Raw genomic sequence first — 26,966 nt, forward strand, 5'->3', positions numbered from 1 at the left:
ACGGTATCGGGTGTCTTCCGAATCGGCAGAAACTGCCGACTCCTCGACAGGATCGGCAGTTTCTTTGGGCTTTGTTTCTCGTCGCACAAGTGATCAGAAATCTAAATGTAGACGTAAACATCGATTATTGAAGAGTTTAACCACAATCGATGTGAAGCAAAAATTAGAAAAGATCGACACAACCCTCACATTTTAACTCAACCAGCGATAGCTGGAGTTCCGATCGAACAGGATAACCGCGCGTATCGCTACGACCGGTATCGTCTGCAATTACGGATCGATCGGAACCACCGATGAAAACGACACGAACATTCGCGTCTGTCTGTCTGACTGCAAGCTGTATTGCCTTCGCTTTGGCGGCGAACGTCTCCGTTGGAGATCAGCCTGGTGTCTTTCGAATGACAGTCGCTCCCGATGATGGCACCACGGGCGACAGCCGACCGGAATTACTAACGTCGCCGAATGGTGATTTAGCTGATTCCAACGGCGGAGAACCGGCCGGACAGATCAAGCTCATGAACGGTAGTGGCTTCACCGGTCAGCTCAACGGCAGTGCGCCGGGAGAGGTCACACTAAATGGCGGCAATGGTCCTGTCTTCATGGATGCGGGACAGTTCATCGCCCAAAGCAACGGGGTTACCGGGCAAATCGTCGGCAGCCAGGCATTTCATCCACATCAGTTGTTCGGACCTCAACTTACGTTTGAACAAAACATCGATGACAGTCTGGGGATGCCGAATTCGTTCACGAGATTCAATGCGTTCATTCCCAATCATCTCGTGGACAATACCACGATTCTGGCAGCAACCGTTTCGGCCTCGCTGACCGATGAAGGAGACGATCTTTACAACTACGGAGCCATCCTGCGTCACTTCGATCAATCCCGGAACGCCATCTGGGGTATGAATTTCTTTGGGGACTACGACAGCACCGGGCAACTGGGCGACTACTACACGCGTGCTGGTTTTGGCCTGGAATATCTTAGCCGGTATTTCGACTTCATCGTCAATGGTTATGTGAATACGGGTTCAGACGGTGTGTTGAGTTCCAGGACACCGATATCGGGGCTGTCACTGTTAGGCAACAACGTGGTTCGCTCATTCAGTGAAACACGTGAGAATGTTTACCAGGGAGTGGACTGGAAAATCGGAACACCTATTCCGTGGCTTGGAAAACGTGGTGCCAAGACCTTCCTGGGGTCCTACTATCTGACCAGCGAATTTGGGACGAAGGAAGCTCTGGGGCTCTCAGCTCAGTTTCAGGTTCAGTTTACAGAATCTGTGGAAGCGAATGTGTTCTACACCAACGACGAAGTCTTCGGATCCAACAGTTGGGTCAATATTGCATACATACTGCCCAACGCACGTCAGCGGCGCGTTTTGCGGCCTTTGAAAGTTCAGGAACGTTTGACAGATCCGGTTCGCCGAACGAACCCGATCCATACGAAAGTAGAAAGATCAATCGTCACGGCGGCAGAAATCAATCCGGATACGGGCTTGCCATGGTTCCTCAACTTTGTTGATCCGAATGCGACGACTGATGGCCAGGGAACAGTAGAATCACCGTTCAGGACACTGGAAATGGCGGCTGCCGCTAACGGTGCAACAGTCGATGGAATCCGCATCACGCCACGTGTGGACGAAACCGGAACCAACCTGACAGTAGACGGGGGACTGGATCTGTTTCCGAATCAGGCGATCTTTTCTTCCCACAAGGATTTTGTACTGTTTGTTGATGCAGGAACACCGTTCGTAATTCCTGCGGCAAGTACAAGTGCCGCGGGACCACTGATTTCCAATCCAACAATAACGGCTGGTGGTTCTGTTCTTCGAATAGCCGACGGGGTACGTGTGAATGGGCTGCAGATCAATGCCGCAGATGAAATGGGGACAGACTTTGGTCTGGGGATCGATGCGCCTGCGCCGTTCGACAATATTCTCCTGTCCTCCAATACATTCACCAACTACACGATTGGTGCAAACCTGCCGGGAGCCAGTGGTGCATTGCTGTTTGACGAAAACACGTTCTCCGGTCTGGCAGGAGTTTCTACAGACGGTCTGATGGTTACGACGACTGTGGGTTCCACGTCGGATCTGCGGGTACGGGAAAATACGGCCACAAACAATTCGAGTGCCGGGCTCTATGTCAGGGCTGGCGCCGGAAGTACGATCAATGCAGACAATCCTCTGGGATTTGGTCTGCTGCCACCCGATCCTGCAGCGCCTCCGGGCCCCGGAGGTCTTCCAGTGCCGGTCTTTGGACCTGGTGCTGTTGAAGCCACCGGAATCGTTGACAATCAGGTTTCTGCAGGTGGGGACGGAATCGTCGTGATTGCAGATGCGGGTGCTACGATTGATGTTGTGGTTGAAGGAAACACGTCCACTGACAATACATTCAACGGCTTCATCGGACGTGCTGACGGAGGGACGATTGAGCTGGTCAGCATGAGAGAAAACACGTTTAGCTCAAACCTGGAAACCGGAGCCTTACTGAATTTCCTCAACGGTGGCACGATCACGTCGCTGACCGAGGACGTGAATGGTGACGGAATTCTTAATCCGTCGGAGGACACCAACGGTAACGGAATATTAGATCCTGCTGAGGACATCAACGGTAACGGAATACTTGATCCTGGTGAAGATACCAACGGCAACGGTGTTCTTGATCCCGCCGAAGACCTGGACGGTGACGGGTTCATCGCGGCAGCTGAAGATATCAACGGCAACGGTCTGCTCGATCAGGGCATCGTCATGAATACCATGAATGACAACGGAGTTGTCGGTTTGTGCCTGTTCGGTGAAGACGCCAGCACCGGTGACTTTGATATTGGAGGGCCTTTTGCAGGGCTGGGCAATACGTTCAGCGGCAATGCCGGAGCCGGAATTGGTGTCGATCTTCAGGACAGTTCAACGGCCGGAATCGATGCGTTGTTCAATACAATTACGGGCGGTGGTTCAGGACCAGCCAGCCTGACCATTGTTCTTGACTTCATCGACCCGGGGCAGGGAAGTGTTGTCGACGCCCTTGGTCGCACTGTGAACCCGTTCGATGTGACAGCCTATGGTTTTGCAGCGGCTGACTTTGACACTGTCACAAACGCAATTCTGAATACTGTTCAAAACCATTACAGCTCAATTCCAACGGTTGGTACTGATAACCGAAGTCCTATTCCGGATGGATTCGGTCTGGATATTGACTTTGTAATCGGGGACGCCGGTGTTGCTCCGTCGAATGGCGCGACAGAGTATTACGCAGTAACGATCGGAGACAGCGCTCAGGATCTTGGCGGCCTGGCAGGTCAGGCTGCCGATATTGGAAACATTCGCAATGCGGCGGGACAGGGACCGGGGCAGGGACTTGGTGGCGTTGCCCAGGGGATTGGTCAGTCTGCCGCGGCAGTCTACACAAACGCCATCAATTCGTTTTCTCCGCTGCTGACTCCGCCTGATGCGTTTAACGATCCAACGGCAGTCATTCTGGATGGTGAACTGTCGGGATATGCGGTAAATGCACTGACCTCCGGAGATCTTACATTCACACGTCGCGCCATCGGACTGGTCACGTCACACGAACTGGGACATACACTGTCCCTGCGGCATATACTGGCATCGAGTGCTGTTACTCCGACCGGTGCAGCTCCACTCATGGCAACTCCGGCGTTCGACCTCCCAGTGCAGTCACTTTTGGAAGTGAGTGAGTTCGCGTTCTCCGGAACAAATCCCGGAGAGATCCCCGGTGAGGCGCCGTTTACACAGAACACTATAGAGCAGCTGGCAAATGCCGTCGGCCTTCGAGCGGCCGGTGGCCCACAGGCGAACGGTATCACCATCGTTGCCAATGATTCTGCTCGCCTTCGCCCGTCGACCTTTATTGAAAACACCATCAGCGGTGCGTCGAACCGTGGCCTGAATATCGAAATGAATGATACGGCTGTGGCCGAAGATGTCACGATTCAGGGCAACGACATCATAGGAAATGGGATCGGTGTCCGACTGGCGGCCAACGGTCCTGGCGCCATTATCAATGCCGACAACACTGTTGGTGGAACGGGCATGAACCTGCTGGGCGGAAGTATGTTTGCTCAGGGCAACACCATCACGAACGGCACAGGCGACGGGTTCCAGGCTGCTGTGGCGGATGGGGGCACCGTTGTGGGCAATCTGCTGAACAACAATATCAGTACCAACGGCGGGAACGGTGCTTCGTTCCTGATCGAACGTGGCGGGACGATCGACTTTGGCACAACAGCTGATCGCATTATTGCCGGAAATACAATTGACCAGAATGCTGGTCACGGAATCTTTGCAAACAGTAATGTGGACGAGACTGTGCCCAACACCGGGCAGGCCATGGATCTTGTGATTCAGGGCAACTCGATTACGGGTAACCAGACGGGCGGGATTTTTGCGGAACTCAGCGGATTCAACAATATTCCGCCGGGACCTCCTGCAGCAGGATTTGAGGAGAACAATGTTCTGAATCTCACCATTGGTCAGACGACCGCACCATTTGGAACACCCGTCACCGACGAATCCAACACGATTACCGGTAACGGAGGTGTCGGGGTTGGTCTGGTTGTTGGAGGAACCGGCCTGGCGAATGTCAGTGTTGTCCAGAATATCATTACCGGCACGACGACCGGCTCGGATCCGCTGTTTACTGGAGACGGCATCAAATTCATTCGTCGAGACAGCTCTCTGCTGCTGGCAGATATCTTAAACAATACGGTGACCGGAAATGCCGACGACGGGATGGACGTTGATACTCAGGGGACCAACAGAACCAATGTCAATCAGCCCCAGTCCGGTACGATCAACTCTGTGACATGGGACAACAATATCTTTGACAACAACGGTAACAACGGAGTGGCATTCCGTACTCGCGGTGACTCACAGTTGAACGCGAACGGCAGCAGTAACTTTGTTCGCAACAACGCTGCACAGGGTATCGATATTGAAACCTCAGAGAATTCTTCATTCGGAGACCCCTCAGTTGCGTTGGGTCAGGTTGTCTTTGACGGCATCACAGCAACTAACAACGGTGGCGACGGACTGCGGGCCACGGCAACTGAAGATTCCGATATTCTGTTTGAAGTGACCAGTACCCTGGTTCCAACATCCTCTGGCGCTCATGCGGCTCTGAACACCAACGGCGACTCTAACTATTCGAACAACGGGGCCAACGGTATCCACGTCGATGCTTCTGGTAGTTCCACTGTGGATGTTGTTATTACCGCTGATACGGGCAATACCTTCATTCAGGACAACGGAACCAATGGTGTCTTGATTTCTGCTTCCGGGTCAGCGACAGGCGACGTCAACGTCATGAATTCTGTGATCACAGGTTCGGTCGCTGGTGCATCAGAAAGTAGCGATGTGAATGGAAATGACGATATCGATGTGACCGACGGCGACGGAATCGCTTACAACGCGACTGATGCTTCCAGCGTTGATCTTGTCGTCGGCGGAGCACCCGGTGAGGGCAACAGGATTCAGAACAACGGCGACGATGGCATTGCGATTTCGCTTGAAGGTATAGCAGCACCTGAGATCACGATTTCCTACAACCAGATTGGTGGTGAGGACGCTGGTGTCCAGGCAGGAAATCAGGGTGATGGAATCAGCATGAACATCCGTGGTGGATATAACGAAAACGGGGAACTGACGTTTACGCCACCGCCGGGGGAACCTGTGACCACGGGTGGACTGAACTTTGCCGATCTGGATGACACTGGTGGAGCTGGTGTGGGAGAGATTCCCGGCAATTTCACCGGTGGTCCTAATCCGGTTATCAACGTGGCTGACAATATGATTACCAGGAACATCCGCAACGGAGTCAATATTCGGCTCAATGGTTTCAACGGTAGGACAAACCTGCGTCCGGATCCGATTGTCGGTAATGAAGATCGCATTAATCAGATTGCATTGACCGACAACATCATCAGCTCAAATGGTGAGCACGGAGTAATCATTCGAACAGATACGGACATGAACCAAAACAGATTCGTTTACCTGGAGCCGATCGTCGTACCACCGGTACCACCAGCGACCGATCCGACTCTTGAGGACAATACTGACTTGAGTCCTGCCAACGTGCTGGCAAATATTCTTGCGAATCCTTTCTCAGCCGTCGATGCGGACGAACTTTTCTCCGGCAGCTATCTGAACCTGCAAACAGTGCAAAATACCCTGTTGACGGTTACCGACAATACCATCCAGAACAATGGTACGAATACCGTCCTCGGTACCGGGCTGCACATTCTTGTGGGAACAGGATCCTACCTGGGTGCTGATGTTCGGGATAACACCTTTGGTGGCAACCTTGATGCGGATCTGTTCACCAACTCGTTCCGGTCAACGGAAGAGGAACCGTTTGCCTCAATCGACAATGAAGGTGGCGGAACCTTTCCCGATGCTATTGAGTACGATGTTGTCTTCCTGGACGACGGAGCCCTGTTGGACATGCGATTCACAGACAACGTTGGCGACCAGGTTAACCTGAATACGGTCGGTGCACTGTACGCGTCGGATGCAGAGAAGGGCGGGCCACGCTCTGCTGAGCTCTTCAAGATCGATGGTTATAATATTGCCGATCCCACTACCGGTGATCTGGCGACCAACACCTTTGTCGAGTTGGGTGTGAATCAAGACATTCCAGCGCTCTTTGGCGTGTTCCAAATTCTAAATGATCAGACCGAACCTTTGTGGCCGGAAGATCCGTTTGGAGATGCTGACTGACCAAACCACGGCACTGCTGACCTGAATCAAAGAACGGCATCCGAATCTTTCCGGATGCCGTTTTTCATTGGTCACTCAACGTGCCGGCAGACAACGGCTCGATGGTTGGTGGACAATGGACGGCACAATGACCACTTTATGTCTGTGGTGTACTCGCTGACCACCAGTACGGTGCGGGCAGTATTGCCAATCAGGATCGTTCACAGGACTGGCGTGCAGCGTATCAGCAAATTGGCAACATCGGTGACCGCACTCGACTCCAGCTGTTGGTTGCTGGTGCTGACCCCGTACTCTCCCGTTTGAAAAAAACAGGGTGAAAGACACAGGTCGCTAGAGGATTGCTGCAGGATTTCCGGACTATTGCACGCTCGTGATTCGTGCGTATTTCGGCCGAGTGGACCGATTCAGCAGGGCGATCGGCTATTTCTGCCGATTCGCAGCTGAGCACTGAGAATTGCAGAAAATCCACAGGTGATTTCGCTGTTGCGGCTCAGACCGAGTACCGCGTATTCTGCGACTCCTCTCGCAACCGTGTGGTTTCCGGTTTTCAAGCCATTCTGCGGTTTCGATTCTCTCTTCTCAACATCTCGCTGCTTTTCACAGGCATCCTCTCATGCGCTGCAGTCTCGCCCCATTTGCGATCTGTTTCGTCGGTTTCGTGGTTCTGAGTGCCGTTACGGGCTGTCGTTCCATGAACGGCTACGTGATGAATTCATCGGGGCAGGCCTTCTACGAAAAGGGCAATTACGCAATGGCAGCGGCTGAATTCGAAAAAGCGGTTGCCAGTGCTCCACACAATCGGGACTACACCGCAAATTTGGCCAAAACCCGATACAAAATGGGCGACGTGTCCGGGGCCGAGCTTGTGTATCGGCGCAATCTGGCCACGTCTCCCGATCACCAGCCTTCCTGGCATGGTCTGGCTGAACTGATGGTTGCCCACGGGCGCGGTGAGGAAGCAACCTCCATGCTGTCTCACTGGGCGACGACTCATCCACATGTCGCTGAACCACATCTGGAATTGGCCTGGCTGCACAGACAGCTTGGTCAGCAGGAAGCCGCTGCGCAGTCTTTGCAGCAGGCACTTCAGGTGAATCCCGGACATCCTCAGGCGCTGGCACACCTTGGGCAGTATTATCAGGACAGTGGACAAACGGATCAGGCCATTGCCATGTATCAGCAGTCCCTGCAGGCCGACTGGAATCAGCCTCAGGTTCATTCAAAACTTTCGAGTGTTGTGGCCAGTGCCGGTCCCGGGCACCCGGTGAATGCTGTCGCTATGGCACGTGGTGCGGGGCCTCAGGGATTTCAACCTGATTTGGCAAATCGTTCAGTACCACCTTTCCAAATGGCCCGTCCCATGTCTCCGTATGGTCAGCCAGCTGTTCCTCGTACTCAATTCCCTGAGCCACATCTGGCTCGGGCACCGTTTGGTCCTGGTCCGCACTTCAATCATCCACAGTTCGGGCAGCAGCCTGGTCCGGCGGGACCACAGTTCGGGCAGTTGCCTGTTGCCCCGGCACAACAAAACGGCCGTCCGCCAGCCGGAGTGAATCCAGCTGGATTGGTTTCTGCGTCTCATTCCAGCCCGATGGGGATGGGTTTTGGATTACCTATGGCAGCAGCCGTTTCCCTGAAACCAATTCCCTCACAACATCCCGTCGCCACGCCGCCATCACTGCCGATGCAGGACCCCGTTCCTGACCTGTCGTTCGGTCAGACCCCCGGTGAGTCGGTGCCGATGACATCCATTTCGTCTCAACCGCTGTTAATTCAGGACGAAACAGGAGCTCTTCCGGAAATGGAAGCATTTTGATGCCGCATGCTTTCAAAATCTGAGCAAGAACGATCCGCGGATCACTGAAAATCTCTGGAACGGTATTGTCCTCCTTTGACTGTCGCAGACAGGTCTTCCAGGTAATCAACAATCACATGGATCACTCCTGATTCCTTCTGCAGGATCCCTCGTGCAAGTAAGACTGAGGCGGTACGTGCGATTGTACGGAAGTGGTTCCACACGTTGGGATGGATCAGGAGATTGGTTGTGCCGGTTTCGTCTTCAAGCGTTACAAATGTAACACCGTGAGCTGAACCCGGGTGCTGTCGAACAAGGACGATTCCTGCTACGTGAACACGCCGGTGCGGTGGGCGGTGTTTCAGGGAAGAGGCGGGGATCACACCGAACTGCCGGAGTTTTGGCCGGATGGATCCCAGCGGGTGACCTTTCAGAGACAGACCGGTCGTTCGATAGTCTGCAAGGATTTCAGCCATGTTTGACATCCCAGGCAGACTGGCTGGTGTTTCCTCCTGCTGCTGATCATCAAACAGTGGCTGACCACGCAGATCCGGAAGAGATTTCCAGAGAGCCGGTCGACGGGACAGATTCAACGAGCGGAAGCTGTCGGCCTGAGAAAGCCGTGACAGGACAGACGAATCCAGTCTGGTTCGGGTACGAAAATCGTCGAATGATTCATACGTCTGCAGATTCCGAATTCGAACGATAGATTCGGCAACCGATCTGCGCAGGCCTGCCACCATACAGAAGCCGAGACGAAGAGCTGGTTTTGAAGTTCGGGTTTGTTCGAGTGTACAGTTCCACTGGCTGTAGCAGACATCGACCGGACGCACTTCAACACCATGCCGCCGTGCGTCGAGTACGAGTTGCGACGGTGCATAGAATCCCATGGGCTGACTGTTGAGCAGAGCTGCCGTAAAGGCCGCCGGGTGATAACACCTGAGCCACGAGCTGGCGTATGCCAGCAGTGCGAAACTTGCGGAATGTGATTCCGGAAATCCATATTCCCCGAAGCCGCGAATCTGATCGAATACGCGTTCGGCGAATTCGAGATCGTACCCGTTGCCGATCATGCCGTTGATAAATTTGCGATGAAACTGATCGATGATCCCCTGACGCCGCCAGGCCCCCATAGCACGACGCAGTTCGTCGGCTTCACCGGGAGTGAACCCGGCGGCCACTACCGCCAGTTTCATGACTTGCTCCTGGAAAATCGGCACTCCCAGAGTGCGTTTCAGGACAGATCGGATCCGTTCATCCGGATAGGTTTCGGCTTCAAGTCCCTGTCTGCGTTTCAGATAGGGATGCACCATGTTTCCCTGAATCGGTCCCGGACGAACGATGGCGATCTCGATGACCAGATCGTAGAAGCAGCGTGGTCGCAATCGAGGCAGCATACTCATCTGTGCCCGACTTTCGATCTGGAACACTCCGATCGTATCTGCTCGCTGAATCATTCGATAAACAGCCGGGTCTTCTGCCGGAATTGTTGCCAGAGTCAGTGGTCTGCTGTCCGTGGTCTGTGCGGATTCAAATCCATGAATCAGATCGAAGCACTTACGAATGGCTGTCAGCATACCCAGTGAGAGACAATCAACTTTCAGAATCCCCAGCGCATCCAGATCCTGTTTATCCCACTGCACGACGGTTCGGTCCGGCATGGACGCATTTTCGATCGGAACCAGTTCTGAGAGTCTGCCACGCGTAAAAATCAGACCGCCAACGTGTTGTGACAGATGTCGGGGAAAATGCTGAATGGCTTCGACGAGGTGTAAAAACTGACGTGACCCACGAGTCCCGGGATCCAGGCCTGCTTCCCGAATCCATTCGGTTGATGATTCGGATGGAACCGTGCGATCGCACAGGCCGGACAGTCGGCTGATCCTGTCGGTGGAGAACCCCAGAGCTTTCCCGACATCGCGTACTGCAGAACGTGCTCGGTAGGTGATCACCTCGGCTGTCATGGCCGCCCGGTCCCGACCGTATTTGCCGTAAACGTACTGGATGACTTCTTCACGGCGTTCGTGTTCAAAATCGATGTCGATGTCGGGTGGTTCGTTGCGTTCCTGGCTGATGAATCGTTCGAACAGTGTTTCAAATCGATCCGGGTCAACGGCGGTCACACCCAGACAGTAGCAGACTGCGGAGTTCGCGGCCGAACCTCGTCCCTGGCAGAGGATTCCTCGGCCGCGGGCAAATCGGACGAGATCCCATACGGTGAGGAAATATGTTTCGTATTTCAGTTTCCGGATAAGTTGCAGTTCGTGGCTGATCTGATCACCGACATGGCAGGGAATCCCGTTCGGATAGCGTTCACGGGCTCCGTTCCATGTCAGTTGCTCCAGATAGTCACTGGGGGCACGGCCGTCGGGGCAGAGTTCTTCAGGATATTCGTAACGCAGTTCATCCAGAGAGAACGAACAGCGATCAGCGATCTCACGTGTCCGCAGGACTGCTTCGGGCACGGTGGCAAACAACTGCTGCATTTCCGCAGCTGATTTGAGGTGACGTTCCGCATTGGGGAAACAGCGATTCCTCAGCTCTGCGACCGTACAGCCGTGTCGGATTGCTGTCAGCACATCCTGCAACGGCTGCCGGTCGGGGATGTGATAGTACACATCGTTCGAAGCAACCAGAGGCAGGTGTGCCCTTTTTGCGAGTTGTCTTGTGCGATCAAGCTGTCGTCTGTCGTCAGGACCTCGATGCAGTTCCGCCAGTGCATAACAGCGGTCACCGAAGCACTCCCGGTATCGATCCGGCCAGACGCTGTGGCTGTCAGCAAGGCTGTGACCATCAGTAAGACAGTGACCATCAGCAAAACAGTGCCGGAGTGGAACGCAGGCCAGAAGTCCATCGGCATGCCGATGGACGTCATCAAAGGTGAGTTGGCAATCACCTTTGGCGGTCTGCCGGCGGCCATGTGTGATGAGGGTGGAAAGTTTCCTGTAGGCGTCGTGATTGCCGGCCAGCAGGACCACCGGAGGCCCCTCATTCGGGGTGATTTCGGCACCGATAATCAGTTTCAATCCTGCTTCTTTTGCGGCAACATGAGCGCGAACAACTCCGGCCACACTATTGCGATCCGTAATTGCCAGAGCCGTCAGTCCGAGTTCCGCAGCTCGATTGACCAGTTCATCGGGATGCGAAGCTCCCTCCAGAAACGAAAAATTTGTGCGACAGTGCAGTTCTGCATAACAGCTTTTGTTTGGTTTGCCTTTTGAAGGCCGGGTGGGTTGGCGTCGGGGAGTTGGTTGATCGGGCATGGTGACTTTCTGACAGACCGGTCGACAGCTGGCACACGATGTGAACTCGAATTAACATGCAGAGATGTGTCACCGGTTCAACGTCAAATCAAACCTGCAACAGATTGTTGAACCGTTCGGACCGGTTCAGATTCGTACGGATTCGGTTCCGGACGCCGATTGCTATCCCATGAGTCACGTGCTGATCCTGCGGCGTGATCCGGCGCTCGCTGAGTGGATCATCGAGCGCCGCCAGTGGGGCTGGTTGCCGTCGCACTGGAGACCGTCCGCAAAGTATGCGACCAGGAAAAATTACCAGCGGCAACGCTTCAACGCTCGCAGTGAAACGGCTCACAGCACCTGGGGGTTTCGTCGGGCGTTTGCGTTTCAGCGATGTGTCGTGGTGGGAAGTTGTTTTTATGAGCCATATCGAGACGGAGGCGAAGCCCGTTACACGACCGACAGTGGCCTCATGTATTTTGCCGGTCTGTGGGACGACTGGAAGGACGCAGAAGAATCGGTGAGGTCGTGCACGATGCTGACCACGAATGCCAATCCACTCGTTGCGGCAAATCGAACAGGACGTTTGAGACAACCAGTGATCCTGACCGAACTCAATCAGGTGACTCGGTACTGCAATCCCGGGATATCTGAGAGAGCACAGTTTGAAGATCTGCTGAAGCCGCTCTCTTGGGATGTCATGACAATTCATCGTCCGGAGTAACTCCTGTGGTCTCATTCGAACACTCCGTGCAGAAACCATGAAGTGTTGCCATCACGGAACAGCCAGAACCGGGAGCCCGTTCGTGTTTCCACGCGGTAATAGTCCCGGCGACAGAAACCATTCTCCTGCCACCAGCCGGTTTGAATCCGTTCGGGCTCTGTACAATGCGCGACCTCACAGGTCCTGTTCTCCCAGTAAAACCTTACGGGAGGTCCGTCAGGCATCATTGAGATCACCTCGATCGGCTGTGGTTCCGGAAACAGTTCCAGTGGGCGAGCCGCTCCGGGGACTGAACCGTCAACTGTTGCCGTTTGTTTTTCCGATACCGGAGCTGAACAGGACTCGAATCCGACAGCCGCCTCGGGCAGGGTTTCGGGCAAAAGTCGTGGTCGGACGACTGCTTCGGTTCCCAGTCGTGCGGTCAACCGGTCAATCAAACGTTCAATGTGATCGTCGCCATGTCTCAATTCCTGATCTGTGGTGTGTGTGAACAGCGTCCCCTGTCGAACATGCAGAGGCGCCGTCGCCACTGCCTGAAGACGAATCCCGACAAGCCATTCCGGAATGTGTTCTGTTTCAATCTTTAAGTTGACCAGGTTCATGAGATGAGGCAGTGCGTTGACCGGACGAGTCAGGACGATTTCCAGGACGACAGGGGCCGATGTTTCGCTTTGCAGTGTTATCGTCAGCCTGTGCAGACCTTCCGCTCGTCGATGCAGGTTGTCCAAAATCTCCGAAATCAGGTCTGTACAGACAGTACGAATCGCTTCACGGTGGCAGATTGGTTCATCGGTGGACCACTCAGCGGAAACCGGTTTCGGATGGCGTACAGGCACAATTAACTCTTCATGCACACCAAGCATCTGATGAATTCGTGTGGTCAAAACCGGTCCAAAGCGTGATGGCAATTCCTCCCTGGGCAACAGAGTCAGTTGACCAATTGTGAACAGATCGAATTCCTTAAGCTGTCTGACCAGTTGATCGGGAATCCGCAGGGCTTCAACCGGCAGTGATCGCAGAGTACGACAGGTACCGGCTTGATGTCCATGACGTGCAATTCCCCAGGCAGCGCCGATCGTGTTTGCTGCGGCCACATGTGCAAAAAAACCTCGATTGATCAGATCGATGAGGATCTGCCGGGCAAGGTTGAATTCTCCTTTGAATAATGGAGCACATCCGCTGATGTCCAGAACCAGGCAATGCGAACCACACGACCTCTCCAGTCCAACGTATGGACTGTAGAGATGACATGCCCGAGCCAGTATCTCCAGCTCCTGCAAATCGGTTTGTTCGTCATGCAGAATAAATTCGGCAGAATCCAGTAGTGACTGGGCTTCCGCCAGCGGCGTGCCAGGTCGAATGCCCTGACGGATCGCTTCACGGGACGCTGCCACAATTTGAGCGAGCTTACCCGACTCCGCGTATATTCCGAACGCTGCTGATTTCAACTCCGGCCGTCGGCAACACACATGTTGAATGGGAAAATTTGGCAGCCACACGCACATGATTCGTTTCATCGTTCACTTCCAGATCGACGGATCTGTCGCTCGTGCCTCCTTTTGCGTAAAGACATCGCAGTTCGACAAACCGACAGAACGACTCTGATGGTGACGGCTGTGGCAAAGCCAGCAGACGCACGTCAGCCCACCCGGTTTGTTTCAGAGCGAACGACGGGCGAATCAGCATGCCGATTGCTGTACCGGATTCCGCTGCCAGCTGCAGACGACGAAACTGCTGATTTCGTAATCGATCAATGAAGCCCAGTACCACTCCCACACCGGAGCATCGCAGTGCCTGTTCAATCGTAAATAACTCGTCATGTTTGGATTTCGGCCGAACAAGAATGGATTCCGTAAGTGAAACTCCGGTTGACGGTAACGCTGCCGGATAGAATGTTCTCTGTGCATCCACAATCACTAACGGTCCTGTTTTCTGTGCCTGGCCGGCAACAGACATTGCCAGCGTTGCGACACCGCTTCCCGGTTGTGCTCCAATCCATTCGCAAAGCGTTCCACATCGCAAACCGTGATCCGGAAGAATAGCGTCGAGCGCCGGAATCCCGGTGGAAACCACAGCCGCGTGATCGGAGCGTGCGCGAACGCCATGCTCAAAGCGACGCAGTCCGGATCGCAGTTCCTGGATCACCTGCCACCTGGGGAGAGCTTTCCTGATGGAAATCTCTGGAATGGGCTCCTGAATTTTTGACGGGATCATCGAGTTCCCATCAATCGCAGAACCCCCACAACGATCCCTTCAATAGTCAGATCTTCACTGCGACAGAAGATCGACTCCATCGTTGAGTTCGCGGGTTCAAGCCGAATGCGGCGTCGCTTTGGTTCCCGATAGAACCGTTTCAGTGTTGCTTCCTCTCCGATTCTGGCGACAACCAGATCTCCATCCACACATGTTTGCTGTTTCCTCACAATCACGTGATCACCGTCAGCGATATGCTCCTCAATCATCGATTCACCACGTACCCGCAGCGCAAAGTGGCCGTCTCTGGACAGCCCTCCCAGATCAAGTCGCTCATCCTGCTGTTCGATTGCCTCAATGGGAGAACCGGCAGCAACTGTCCCAGCCAGTGCCAGACCCTCCGGTTCTGTCAACTGAAGTCCTCGATGGCCATAGCCACGGGTCAGATATCCTGTTTCGACCAGGTTATTGACATGGAACAAAGCTGTATGAGGAGATTTGTAATCGAATTCCGTCTGGATCTCGCGCATTGACGGAGAACGTCCTGTACAGCGGATTTCCTGGCAAATGAAGTCCAGAATGCGTTGCTGCGTTTTTGTAAGAGACTGCTGCTCCATAGTTGTGAGTTGATGTGTTGCTGTTGAATGTTTGTTGATTTGTTAAAAATAATACATTTGTATTATCGTGGTGTCAATGTGAAAATTGACGCTTACGGAAACGACGGACATTCGACATCAAATGCGGTCGGCCTGACGGATTGCTTAGCGTCGGACCGGTCATCAGGGGCTTTTGCCGGACTCTCTTTACCAATGGCGACTTGAAAGGGGAATGAGTGATCGGAACAGCGAACCACCAAGGAAACGGGAGGGCAGAACCAGGAAACTCAATGGATGGACACCGTTTCCTGTGCCGTGAAGGCAGTCAGCGGTTGTCGTGCTTATCTTTCGTCAGTCGTTTGCTGCGCTGTATATTGTGACAAATGGTTTAGAGCCTGTTTGTCACTGCGCAATGCCACGAGATCCGCAAATTCAGTGAACGTAAGCGGCGACAAGGTTTCACCCCGTATCAGACCGGGTTTGCCGGGGCAATTTTTCTTCGATGTCGTCCAGCTAGATGTCGGTAGTTGTGGTATATGGAATCTTGCAGGACAAATTGCAGTAGTTCTGCCTCAATTTTCAGGCAGCTGTCCAAAGTGCAGTCTGCGACCCGGGAACAGCGTCGGAATTTCGCAGGGAATTGTTCAGCAGCATAGTGGATTTTTGCATCGGAGGCTGTTGGAAATCCGTTCACCTGATGTTTCGCTTTCAGTCGCCTGGCCGGCTAGATTGTTGCCACTCGGAGTTTCGTCAGGTTACTGCCACGGAATCGTTTCGGTAACATCAGTATGCGGCGTTGCCGGTTTTACGTTGCCTGTTGCTGCTCGTTGGTCGCGTCCAGATTGAACGAGGCCACAATTCGGCATTTCCACACAGGATTCCGCAGACGGCTTTAACTAAGCAAGGAACATGTGATGCACGCGTGTTTACGTATTCTGTTGATCAGCTCATTCTGTCTGATCATGGGCTTTGGTCATAGACATGTCGTCTGCGGCGATGACGAGACTGAGGCCCGGCCGTTTGGGATTGACGTTCGTATCCCGTGGACGGAATCGCGTGTTGTGGGGTCTCCCGATCCACCGTTGCCGTATGTTGCTGCAGAGGTTTTCACCGGGATTGAATGGAATCAGCCGATTTATGCCAAACAGGAACCTGGGACTCAGAATCTGGTGGTGATCCAAAAAGGCGGGGAAGAGAAAACACCTACCAGGATCGTGCGCGTGGTTGATCTGCCTGATGTTGATGAGGTCTCCGAACTGATCTCGGTCGCTGGACGCCAGGTTTACGGGCTGACCTTTCATTCGCAGTATTCTGAGAACGGATTTCTTTATGTGTTCAGCAACGTTGCGAAAGGCGAAACCGGCCATGTGAATCGTATTACACGATTTACGGTGTCACGGGACCCGGATGCGGAGGTCGCCTGTGATCCGGACACTGCACAGGTCATCATTGAATGGAAATCGATGGGGCATGACGGAGGTGATCTGGTGTTCGGACACGACGGCATGCTGTACATCACTTCCGGGGACGGGACATCTGATTCTGATCGCTGGTTGTCGGCTCAGGATTCGACCAATCTTCTGGGAGGAGTACTGCGCATTGATGTGGATCACCCGGCAGACGGGATGATGTATTCCGTTCCCCCCGACAATCCTTTTATTGATTTACCCGGGGCACGCGGCGAACTGTGGGCGATCGGGTTGCGCAATCCGTGGCGAATGTCGATCGATGAAGTCACCGGACAGATTTGGGTCGGTAACAACGGACAGGATTTGTGGGAGAGTGCTCATCTGATCCGGCGGGGAGAGAACTATGGCTGGAGCGTCTATGAAGGCAGCCATCCGTTTTATGCGCATCGGGAAATTGGTCCCGGAACACTGGTTGCTCCCACGTTTGAACATCACCACACCGAATCCCGCTCACTGACAGGTGGAGTTGTGTATTACGGTGATAAGCTTGCGGATCTCAACGGGGCATATACCTACGGCGACTATTCCACCGGGAAAATCTGGGCCGGCCGCCACGATGGAACGCAGGTGACCTATCATCAGGAGATCGCTGATACGACGTTCCAGATTGTCGGGTTTTCGAATTCACATCGGGGAGAACTGCTGGTCATTGACTATGTGGGACAGATCTATCGCCTGGAACCCAATCCGGCAGCTCTGAATCCTGAACAGAACCCCGTGTTTCCTGTTCGGCTCAGTGACACCGGGATCTTTGATTCCGTATCCCGTCACCGTGTGGCTGCAGGCGTTGTTCCCTATGACGTAATTTCTCCGGCCTGGAACGATGGAGCGACAGCTGAAAGATTCATCGCGTTGCCGGACGATCTGCAAATTGCCGGCAATGGGTCCGGTGGCTGGACCTTTCCTGATACGACCGTGGTGGTGGAAACTCTTTCTCGGGCGAGTCGTCGGATTGAAACCCGGATGCTTGTTAAGCAGCAGGGCGAATGGCTGGGGTATACATACCAGTGGAACGAACAGCAGAACGACGCCACGCTGGTACCGGCTGAGGGCAGGGACATACAGATTCACGATGAGTCCGGTGCACTGCAGGAGTGGCGGATTCCTGCACGGTCAGAATGTATGTCGTGTCACGGCCGCGCCGCGGGCTACATTTTAGGGCTGACTGAGCTGCAGCTGGATCGGAACTACAGATACGGTTCGCTTGAAGACAATCAGCTGCGGACACTGCACCATATGGGACTGGTCACCGGGGAGCCAACGCCCGTTGATCAGCGTACAAAACTGGTGAACCCGGGCGATCCGGCAGCGTCACTGGAATCCAGAGTGAAGTCGTATCTGCATACGAATTGTGCGGGGTGTCATGTGCAGGCAGGCGGAGGGAACGCTCGGATGGTCCTGGGGTATTCGACGGCGATGGACGGGATGGAGATTCTGTCCATGTTTCCTCAGCATTCGACGTTTGGACTGACCCGGCCTCGTATTGTCGCCCCGGGTGACCCGGATCAGTCTGTAATGCTGACACGACTGTCTCGCCGCGGTCGGGGTCAAATGCCGCCTCTGGTTTCAAAACGTGTCGATGACACGGCTGTCGAACTGTTGCGCGAGTGGATTACGTCTTTGAAGTCGACACGCAGATTCGTACGTGACTGGGCGGTCGCGGAATTACAGGGGGATTTGCCGGACATTCACAACGGACGTTCGCTCGAGCGCGGGAAGAAACTCTACAAGAGTTCAGGCTGCGGGCAATGTCACCGGATTGAAGATGAAATTGCCGGAATTGGTCCAAATCTTACCGATGTGGCGAAGCGACTGAAGCCGGAAGAGGTCCTGGAATCCATGATCTTACCGTCTGCAAAGATTGCCGAAAAATACGCGGCCACAATATTAGTGACCACCAGTGGTCAGGTTGTTGAGGGACGGATTCAGTCCGAAACAGATGATGAGATCGTGTTGCGGGGTCAGGAATCATTTTCTGATCTCAGAACGATCCTTAAGGCAAATGTCGAAGAGCGACTGTTGTCTCAGGTTTCCATGATGCCGAAAGGCAGTGTTAATCATCTGGAGCGTGAGGAAGTGCTGGATCTGCTGGCCTATGTGTTGACCGGTCGGGTTGAGGATCCGTCGGCAGCCGCTAAGTGATTTCAGGTGTGGACAGATCTTTTCATTGAAGGCAAATTTACAATTCGTAAAACGGGGATTTGAGCTTGAATCAGCGTCCGTATAAGGAAGAAGCACATCTCAAGGAGATGTGCTTCGTGTCGACCTGATTTGTGTGTGAGTACTATTGTCGCAACGAATTGCTTACCTGATACGCGCACTTTCGTTTAGTGTCGGACTACAGTTCGTCGGATGCGAACGACCAGTCGTTCAGAACCGGCGTATACTCGCAGATTTCACCGGCCTCGAAGTAGATATCGATTTCACGAGCGGCCGATTCTTCACTGTCGCTGCCGTGGATCATGTTCATCTGACGGCTGCACCCGTAGTCGCCCCGAATCGTACCGGGAGCCGCCTCCCGGCCGTTTGTGGCACCAATGATGTTTCTCATCACTGTTACGGCGTCGGAGCCCTGAACAATCATCGCCACAACCGGAGCCGCAGTGATGAATTCTTCAAGCTGAGGATAGAACGGCTTTTCGACGTGTTCCGCGTAGTGCTGCCGGCTGAGTTCCGGCGTCACTTTCAACATCTTCATGGCGATGAGACTCAGGCCTTTGTTTTCGATGCGGGAAATGATGGTCCCGATGAGCCGGCGATGAACGCCGTCGGGTTTGACAAGGATCAGGGTGCGCTGTGAAGACATGATATTGCTTTCGGGTCATCAATACTGATTGAAGCAGAGAAACAGGATGCCGGATACGTATGACAGGATCAGGCCGTGCCAATGATTCATTTGGTCGTGACACAACGAGTCACGGAATCACGGTGTAGCACGACATTGGTTTCGTCAGGTGAACGCAGATTTTGTGTGATCTTTCCTGGAAGCATATCCGGTCGTGATACCGGATATGACACACTATTCAGGCGGAAACAGGCTGCATCAGCTGGACGAATTCACGGAACAGGTAGTGGCTGTCATGAGGACCTGCTGAAGCTTCCGGGTGATACTGCACTCCGAAAGCCGCGTGTTCTTTGTGACGGATGCCTTCAACTGTATTGTCATTGAGATTGATATGAGTGACTTTCACACTGTCCGGAAGTGAATCAGCGTCCAGTGCGAATCCATGATTCTGGGATGTAATTTCCACTCGGCCGGTGGCCTGATTCATGACCGGTTGATTGGCACCTCGATGACCAAACTGGAGTTTGAAGGTCCTGCCGCCGCAGGCCAGACCCAGCAACTGGACTCCCAGACAAATACCGAAGAGAGGTTTTTTTCCAAGCAATTTTCGAATAGTAGTGATGGCGTAGTCCAGAGGTTCCGGATCACCAGGTCCGTTGGACAGGAATACTCCGTCCGGATTGAGCGCCAGTATTTCTTCGGCGGTGATACTGCCCGGGACGATGGTGGTTCGACAGCCACAGTCTGTCAGCCACCGGGGGATGTTCCATTTCATTCCGTAATCGACAGCGACGACGTGTGGGCCGTCATCGGTATCCGCAGAGGATATTAATCCGGCCGGTCGCCCGAGGTCGCTGAGTGGTGAAGTCCAGTTGACTGCAGATTTGGGCATGACCTTGCGTACCAGGTCTGCGCCAACGAGCCCCGGTCCTTCTCCGGCTTTTTGAACCAAGGACGCGTCGTCATGATCTTCTGTGGAGATGATGCCCTTCATGGCACCCTCAATACGAATTTGTTTCACAATCGCCCGGGTATCGATTCCCTGCAGACCGATGATGTTGTTTTTTTTGAGATAGGCGTCGAGGGTGCAGGTGGAGCGAAAGTTGCTGGGTTCTTCGCAGAGTTCCCGGACGATAAATCCGCGAAGAAAGAGTCCCCGGCTTTCCACATCGTCGTCATTAATGCCGTAGTTACCGATGAGTGGGTAGGTCATCGTCACGATTTGTCCGTTGTAGGACGGATCGGTGAGGATCTCCTGATAGCCTGTCATGCTGGTATTAAAGACGACTTCGCCGTGAATCTCACCGGATGCGCCGAATCCGATGCCGGTAAACACGGAGCCGTTTGCCAAAGCTAGTTTTGCGGGTTGAGCCATTATGAGCCGTCAGATGTCCAGGTAATTCGAAACAGCTTTTTACCACAGGACGTCAATCGGCTGAAGGATCCGGCCGAAACACGATCGGGATTCCGGGAAATAGGCACCATAAACGTGCCGAGTTGCAGAGGCCTGCGGTCTGTGTGAAGAGTAAAGATGACGGCAGGACCTGTGTTGACCACGTGACACCTGTGGCCGGTGCGGGTAGGCTGCAGCTCATGTTTGGATCACTGGACGGCAGACGAATTGTGGTGACAGGGGCATCGACCGGAATTGGCTCGGCGATTGCTCGAGAATGCGCTGCTGCAGGTGCAGATGTTGTAGTCAGTTATCGGACGTCACTGGACGAGGCGGAGGAAGTGGCTGAATGGATTCGGCGGCAGGGGCGGACCGCAGACGTGTTTGCCGTGGATCTGGCGGATATCGGATCCTGCGACGCTTTTGTGAGAGACTGCTGGAATTCCGGCCGGGTGGATGGTGTGGTGAACAATGCGGGAGCCGATCTGCTTACCGGAGATATGAAGAATGCGGACTATTTTGTGAAGCTCCGGACGTTGCTGGATGTGGACGTTCAGGGGACAGTACGACTGGGCAGAGCATTTGGTACGCGTCTGAAACAGCAGGGCAGCGGCTGTTTGCTGACGCTGGGCTGGGACCAGTCCGATCGCGGTATGGAGGGAGACAGCGGCGAATTGTTCTGCACTGCGAAAAATGCCATTATGGGATTCACCCGTTCTCTGGCAGTGAGTCTGGCACCTGAGGTTCGGGTCAACTGTATCGCACCTGGCTGGATTCAAACCGAGTGGGGCTCAGGTGCGAGTGATCTCTGGCAGCGCCGGGTATTGGATGAAACTCCGCTGAAACGCTGGGGACAGCCGCAGGATATTGCTTTCATGGCCAGGTTTTTGTTGAGCGAAGAAGCAGCATTTGTCACAGGACAGGTGATCAATGTGAATGGCGGAGCTGTTCGCTGATGCACGCGACCGGCCAGGGGGGCGTCTTGCAAACCGGCAGATCGTTCATGAGACACACTTTTGGGCGGCTGCGATCTCAGGCAGTCACAGTTTTAGCTGTCCGATACGCGACTGACAAACAATGAGAATTCAGAGCACGAGTATCCGGATACGTCACTGAAAACTGAACCGTTGAAAACTGAATCACTTAAAATCAAAAACGCAAAGTTTATCTTTGTTACCGGTCGGCTTGCCGAGCCGGGACTGCGTGAAGTCGTGACGCGACTGTCAGCAGAGCTGGGATTTGAATACGAAATTGCGGTACCCGGAATTCAGGTGGCGGCGCTGCTCCACACCAATTTACTTCGAAAACGTCTGACTGTTTCTGAAGACACGGATCTCGTCATTCTTCCCGGCTGGTGTCAGGGAGAACTGGCCGATCTGGAAAACGACTTTGGGATACCGTTTGAACGCGGTCCGAAAAATTTTCATGACCTGCCGGAGTATTTTGGTGTGGGGAAACGTAAAGACGTGGTACTGGATCGATACAGCATTGAAATCATTGCTGAGATCAATCATGCGACTCATAAGTCCGTTGAGGATGTGGTTCGTGAAGCACTGGAACTGAATACAGTCGGGGCCGATGTTATCGATGTGGGTTGTGTACCGGGGGAATCCAGTCAGCGGGTTGGCGAGATCGTTGGTGCATTGCGGGAGCGCGGACTGCGGGTATCCATCGACAGTTTCGATCGGGCTGAAGTGGAACAGGCGGTTACGGCCGGTGCAGAACTGATTCTCAGCTGCAATCACTCAAATATCGATTGGGTCAGTCAGCTCGATACCGAAGTTGTGGCCATACCTGATTCACCGTCAGACATGAATTCACTCGACCGGATTGTCGAGCGACTTAACCGAGACCATGTTCGGTTTCGACTTGATCCGATCATTGAGCCTGTTGGAGTGGGTTTTACCCGATCGCTGCGGCGGTACATGAATGTCCGTTCGCGGTATCCTGATGTGCCCATGATGATGGGAACAGGCAATGTTACGGAAATGACCGAGGTGGATTCGGCCGGAGTAAATATGATCCTGGCGGCGATCTGTGAGGAAATGCAGATTCACAGCGTACTGACGACTCAGGTCGTCAACTGGTGTCGTACATCAGTGTCGGAACTGAATGCAGCTCGAAGGATGACTCATCATTCCGTTGCCGGTCAGGTGGTTCCGAAGCACCTGGCGTCCGACCTGGTGATGTTGCGGGACCCGCGTGTGCGGGATGAATCCACCGAGTCACTGGCGGCACTTTCGGCAAGATTGACGGACGCCAACTTTCGTGTATTTGCTGAGTCCTGCGGAGTGCATCTGATGAATCGTGACGGTCACTGGCAGGGCCCCGATGCATTTGACGTCTTTTCGGCTGCGATGAATCAGGGACAGGTTCAGGTGGATGCGGGTCATGCGTTTTACCTGGGTTACGAACTGGCCCGCGCAGAACTCGCTCGGCATCTCGGCAAGGAATACGTTCAGGATGAGCCCATGAGCTGGGGGCTGCTGGGCGAATGGAAAGCATCATCAGCGGTTCACCAACAACACCGGTCGATTCAGCCAAAGGATGTCTGAACTCGTGACTGGTTCGATTCATATCGAGAAGATTCCGGCTCAACCGTCTGTGGAACGTATACTGAACGCGTTCCGGGACGAGTCGTTTTTGATTCTGCTGGACAGTGCGACCTCCGCGCGTTCGCATGACAGTCGGTACACATTTCTGACGGCCGATCCTGTTGATGTGGCGGTGATCCTCAATTGCAGTTTTGGTGATGATCCCTTTCGAAGACTTCGTGACTGGCAGGGGCAGATGGCGGTCTCCGGAGACAGTGAGCTGCCTCCGTTCCGTGGCGGCATCGCCGGATTGATGTCGTATGATCTGGGAAACGCGTTTGAGCGACTTCCTGGCATGGCACCGAACGGTTTCTCCACGCCCGTACTGGCGGCCGGTTTATTTGACTGGGCGATTGTCTGGGATCACCTGTTATCGACTGTGGCGTTTTATGTGATTCCTGTCGCTTCCGGAACAGCGGAAAAGCAGGCCGCGCGAGTCGAATGGATCAGACGGCGTCTGGATTCAGCGGGGCTCAGAGCAGATACGCCCGAAACCGGAGATACGGGCGCCGGGAATCCAGGGCGAGATTCAGGAAATGATGTATCCGGTCAGTCGGGTGGAGTGGTCGGGAGCAGTGACGTAACCTATCAGTCCAGCTTTTCAAGGTCGGAGTATCTGTCCGCGGTTCAGAAAGTTATTGACTACATTGCTGCCGGAGATATTTATCAGGTCAATCTTTCTCAGCAGTTAACGGCTCCATGGGCCGGATCCGGATCTGATTTGTATCAGCGTGTCAGGACTCATAATGCTGCCCCGTTTTGCGGTCTGTTTCAGACACCGGAATTCTCTGTTGTCAGTGCTTCTCCGGAACGATTTCTCAAGGTCCGTCAGGGGTGTCATGTCGAGACCCGGCCGATCAAGGGGACGCGTCGCCGGCAGCAGTCGCCGATTGCTGACCTGTATACGGCGGATGAACTGTCGACCAGTGAAAAGGACCGTGCTGAAAATGTGATGATTGTCGACCTGCTGCGAAACGATATTTCACGCGTGTGCGAAATCGGGTCGGTAGAAGTCACTGGTGTTTGTGAGATCGAGGTGTTTGAAACCGTGCAGCATCTGGTTTCAACAGTTGTGGGAAAATTACGACCCGACTGTGATATCTGGGATTTGTGCGCTGCCTGTTTTCCGGGTGGGTCGATCACCGGTGCGCCAAAGCTGCGGGCCATGGAAATTATTGCGGAACTGGAGCAGACCAGTCGGGGTGCCTACTGCGGAAGTCTGTTCTACTGTGGTCCGGATAATGACTTTGACAGCAGTATTCTGATTCGTACGTTCGTCTTAAGCAGCGGGCGAGTGGTATTTCCGGTTGGCGGCGGAGTTGTTGCTGACTCTGTACCTCAGGATGAATTTGACGAAACGCTGCACAAAGCGTCCGGGATGTTGCGGTCTCTTCGTTCTGAATGACGAGCAGTTGTCCGATTATGACGGTTGTTGCGGGGTAGGACCGGGGTGTTCGTTGCATTCTGTCTTCAGGTCGTTCGCTCCCCGTTTTCCGCGCATTCCGACCTGGGACACCCATGCTCAGAAAAATGTTTTCAAATGACCGGTCGAATCAGAATACGACCGGCAGTTCCTGCCGATAAACACTGAGTGTTACCGGGCACAGCTCAATTGTGTTGCGCGGCACAGAGGATGTCGGGAAACGTGTTTTTAGCAACAGGGTATCCCCATGCAGCGAATTCAATCATCGGTCTACGTTCTGGCCCTCATCACTTCCGGATCCGTGATGGCAGATCCCGGCTGGCTGGCAACATTCGAAGAGGCCGAACAGATTGCGGCTGATCAGAAGGTTCCGTTACTGATGCACTTTCACGCGCCCTGGTGCGGTCCCTGTCGGCAAATGGACAAATATCTGTTTTCGTCTTCTGTTGTCCGGCGAGCACTGAGAGAGGGACTGTCAGCAGTCAAAGTTGACATTACCAGACGTCCGGATCTTAAGGCACGATTTTCGGTGACCTCGATCCCTTGTGATGTAGTAGTGCATCCGGATGGGACGTATCGAACGCTGAGTGTTGGTATGGTCTCGGAGTCGTCCTATTTGTCGCTGCTTCGAAACGCGGCAGCACGTGGTCGAGTTATTGCAATGGGACTCATGCAGGGCTCAGATTCGAATCAAAGCGGAGATGCGGTACAGACCGTTGATTCTGTTCCACCGGTGTCGCCAACATCTGACCATGCGGAAATCATTGGACTGAGTGGCTATTGTCCGGTGATGCTGACCGGAAAAAAACAGTGGGTTCGTGGAAAGCAGGCACTTACGGAGCGATATCGGGGCGTACTCTACTACTTCAGCGACAGCACCCGACGTGACATGTTTCTAAAAAATTCGGCTCGTTATGCACCTCGGAATCTTGGCTGTGATCCTGTCATACTGATGCGGGAAAATCGTGCGGTGGCGGGCCGGATCCGATACGGAGTGTTTTTTGACGGAAATCTCTACCTGTGTCGTTCAGAGGACACTTTGAGCGAATTTCGTCAGCACCCTCTGCGGTACACAAGAATTCAACATGCTGTCAGGTCGTCAGAGTTAACCGGGCAGACGTTTCGATAGACGATTTCCGATTTATCAGTTCACGTTCGGTTCTAACGACGTTGCCCGGAATTGTGGCTGTTCTGCTGTCGAATTTGGTATTAACCCGTCTAAGAGCCGTAGATCAGCCGAACATTCTGCGGAGATCGATTGACACGGAAGCGATAAGCGTTAATACTGGGTGGAGTTGAAGTCGATTGTGGCTTCGATGAGGGTTGCCTAAACATTCAATCACACGGAACTGTTTGATTTGAATGCGTAATCCGCTACGAGTCTTCGCATAGTCTGGAACTTGTCTTTGATAGTTCCAACAGCTTATTTCGCCTTCTGCGAATCACCCATCGTGCTCGATCGGAAGAATTCATAGCTTGCAAAACCCGAAGGGGTGTTTGTGGTTTTGTGTTTGCAAGAGGGTTCCCAGGTTTTAGTCGTTTGGGATTTAGGTGAACTCCGGTGAGAGTGTCACCGGGTGCGTATTTGGTCGCTTGGCAGGCTGGATCGAGTTTATTTGTACGACTCGGTTTTTGCTTACGCAAATTGTCGTTGCCAAATGGGTATGCGTGGATGCACGAGTGTTGCTGCGGTGTCGTGCTGCCGTCACGGATGCAAATCATGATTCCTGATATTGATCAGCTGCTTTGCTGTGTTGATGTCTGAAGGGTCGCTGAGAGTTGCCGTGTTGCAGAATCGTCACTGATTTTTTGGCGAGGGGCCTGATTCGGCAGTCCCGAAAGGGAATGCTGACGGATTTCTCATTCCTGTTATTGCTACTGAGTCCAGTTATCGTTCAGAAGTACTGAATTTAGCGCTGGAAGAGGCGGGTGCTGCTGCCCTGTCTGTATTCCGAGTTCTCAGGTTATGTCTGCATTGCAGAGACTTGAGTCATGCTTCCGGCTACTAAACGGAA

General features: G+C 53.6%; 14 protein-coding genes. 8 read left to right on the forward strand and 6 right to left on the reverse strand.

Annotation, left to right across the window (positions count from 1 at the left end; genetic code table 11):
• Window positions 1–293 precede the first annotated feature (293 nt).
• Both MK110_17310 and MK110_17315 read left to right on the forward strand, forming a co-directional pair.
• Entirely contained in the window at window positions 294–6,737 is a 6,444-nt protein-coding gene (locus tag MK110_17310) for a right-handed parallel beta-helix repeat-containing protein (GenBank protein ID MCH2213066.1), read from the forward strand.
• Window positions 6,738–7,350: 613 nt separating this feature from the next.
• Complete coding sequence (locus MK110_17315; GenBank protein ID MCH2213067.1) at window positions 7,351–8,553, forward strand: tetratricopeptide repeat protein; 1,203 nt, start codon at window positions 7,351–7,353, stop codon at window positions 8,551–8,553.
• Window positions 8,554–8,594: 41 nt separating this feature from the next.
• Here the strand turns inward: MK110_17315 and MK110_17320 are convergent, their stop codons facing one another.
• The gene (locus tag MK110_17320; GenBank protein ID MCH2213068.1) at window positions 8,595–11,795 is read right to left on the reverse strand and encodes an error-prone DNA polymerase; all 3,201 of its coding nucleotides are present in this window, start codon (window positions 11,793–11,795) and stop codon (window positions 8,595–8,597) included.
• A 64-nt stretch (window positions 11,796–11,859) separates the two neighbouring features.
• Here MK110_17320 and MK110_17325 point away from each other — a divergent pair, with 64 nt between their 5' ends.
• Complete coding sequence (locus MK110_17325) at window positions 11,860–12,498, forward strand: SOS response-associated peptidase (protein MCH2213069.1); 639 nt, start codon at window positions 11,860–11,862, stop codon at window positions 12,496–12,498.
• Window positions 12,499–12,509: 11 nt separating this feature from the next.
• On the opposite strand, the gene MK110_17330 is transcribed toward MK110_17325, so the two are convergent.
• From MK110_17330 to lexA, 3 genes are read right to left on the reverse strand one after another with little or no spacing between them, the layout of a single operon-like run.
• On the reverse strand, window positions 12,510–14,015 hold the full coding sequence (locus MK110_17330; GenBank protein MCH2213070.1) for a DNA polymerase Y family protein: 1,506 nt from the start codon (window positions 14,013–14,015) through the stop codon (window positions 12,510–12,512).
• Window positions 13,906–14,712 (reverse strand): hypothetical protein, encoded by an 807-nt coding sequence (locus MK110_17335; protein MCH2213071.1) that lies wholly within the window; start codon window positions 14,710–14,712, stop codon window positions 13,906–13,908. The genes MK110_17330 and MK110_17335 overlap by 110 nt, the downstream gene beginning before the upstream one ends.
• Entirely contained in the window at window positions 14,709–15,308 is a 600-nt protein-coding gene (lexA, locus tag MK110_17340) for a transcriptional repressor LexA (GenBank protein MCH2213072.1), read from the reverse strand. The genes MK110_17335 and lexA overlap by 4 nt, the downstream gene beginning before the upstream one ends.
• An 893-nt stretch (window positions 15,309–16,201) precedes the next feature.
• Here lexA and MK110_17345 point away from each other — a divergent pair.
• Entirely contained in the window at window positions 16,202–18,898 is a 2,697-nt protein-coding gene (locus MK110_17345) for a PQQ-dependent sugar dehydrogenase (protein ID MCH2213073.1), read from the forward strand.
• Between the two features lie 196 nt (window positions 18,899–19,094).
• Here the strand turns inward: MK110_17345 and ndk are convergent, their stop codons facing one another.
• Both ndk and carA read right to left on the reverse strand, forming a co-directional pair.
• Complete coding sequence (gene ndk, locus MK110_17350; protein MCH2213074.1) at window positions 19,095–19,565, reverse strand: nucleoside-diphosphate kinase; 471 nt, start codon at window positions 19,563–19,565, stop codon at window positions 19,095–19,097.
• Window positions 19,566–19,779: 214 nt separating this feature from the next.
• Entirely contained in the window at window positions 19,780–20,916 is a 1,137-nt protein-coding gene (gene carA / locus MK110_17355) for a glutamine-hydrolyzing carbamoyl-phosphate synthase small subunit (GenBank protein ID MCH2213075.1), read from the reverse strand.
• Between the two features lie 218 nt (window positions 20,917–21,134).
• Between carA and MK110_17360 the strand changes: the two genes are divergently transcribed.
• The 4 genes from MK110_17360 (at window position 21,135) to MK110_17375 (ending at window position 26,080) form a co-directional block, all read left to right on the forward strand.
• A complete protein-coding gene (locus MK110_17360; GenBank protein ID MCH2213076.1) occupies window positions 21,135–21,890 on the forward strand; it encodes an SDR family oxidoreductase in 756 nt (251 codons plus the stop codon).
• A 171-nt stretch (window positions 21,891–22,061) separates the two neighbouring features.
• Window positions 22,062–23,489 (forward strand): DUF6513 domain-containing protein, encoded by a 1,428-nt coding sequence (locus MK110_17365; GenBank protein MCH2213077.1) that lies wholly within the window; start codon window positions 22,062–22,064, stop codon window positions 23,487–23,489.
• A 4-nt stretch (window positions 23,490–23,493) separates the two neighbouring features.
• The gene (pabB, locus tag MK110_17370; GenBank protein MCH2213078.1) at window positions 23,494–24,933 is read left to right on the forward strand and encodes an aminodeoxychorismate synthase component I; all 1,440 of its coding nucleotides are present in this window, start codon (window positions 23,494–23,496) and stop codon (window positions 24,931–24,933) included.
• Window positions 24,934–25,198: 265 nt separating this feature from the next.
• On the forward strand, window positions 25,199–26,080 hold the full coding sequence (locus tag MK110_17375; protein MCH2213079.1) for a thioredoxin family protein: 882 nt from the start codon (window positions 25,199–25,201) through the stop codon (window positions 26,078–26,080).
• The last annotated feature ends 886 nt before the right edge of the window (window positions 26,081–26,966 follow it).

This window comes from Fuerstiella sp., assembly GCA_022447225.1.
Lineage (GTDB): Bacteria > Planctomycetota > Planctomycetia > Planctomycetales > Planctomycetaceae > S139-18.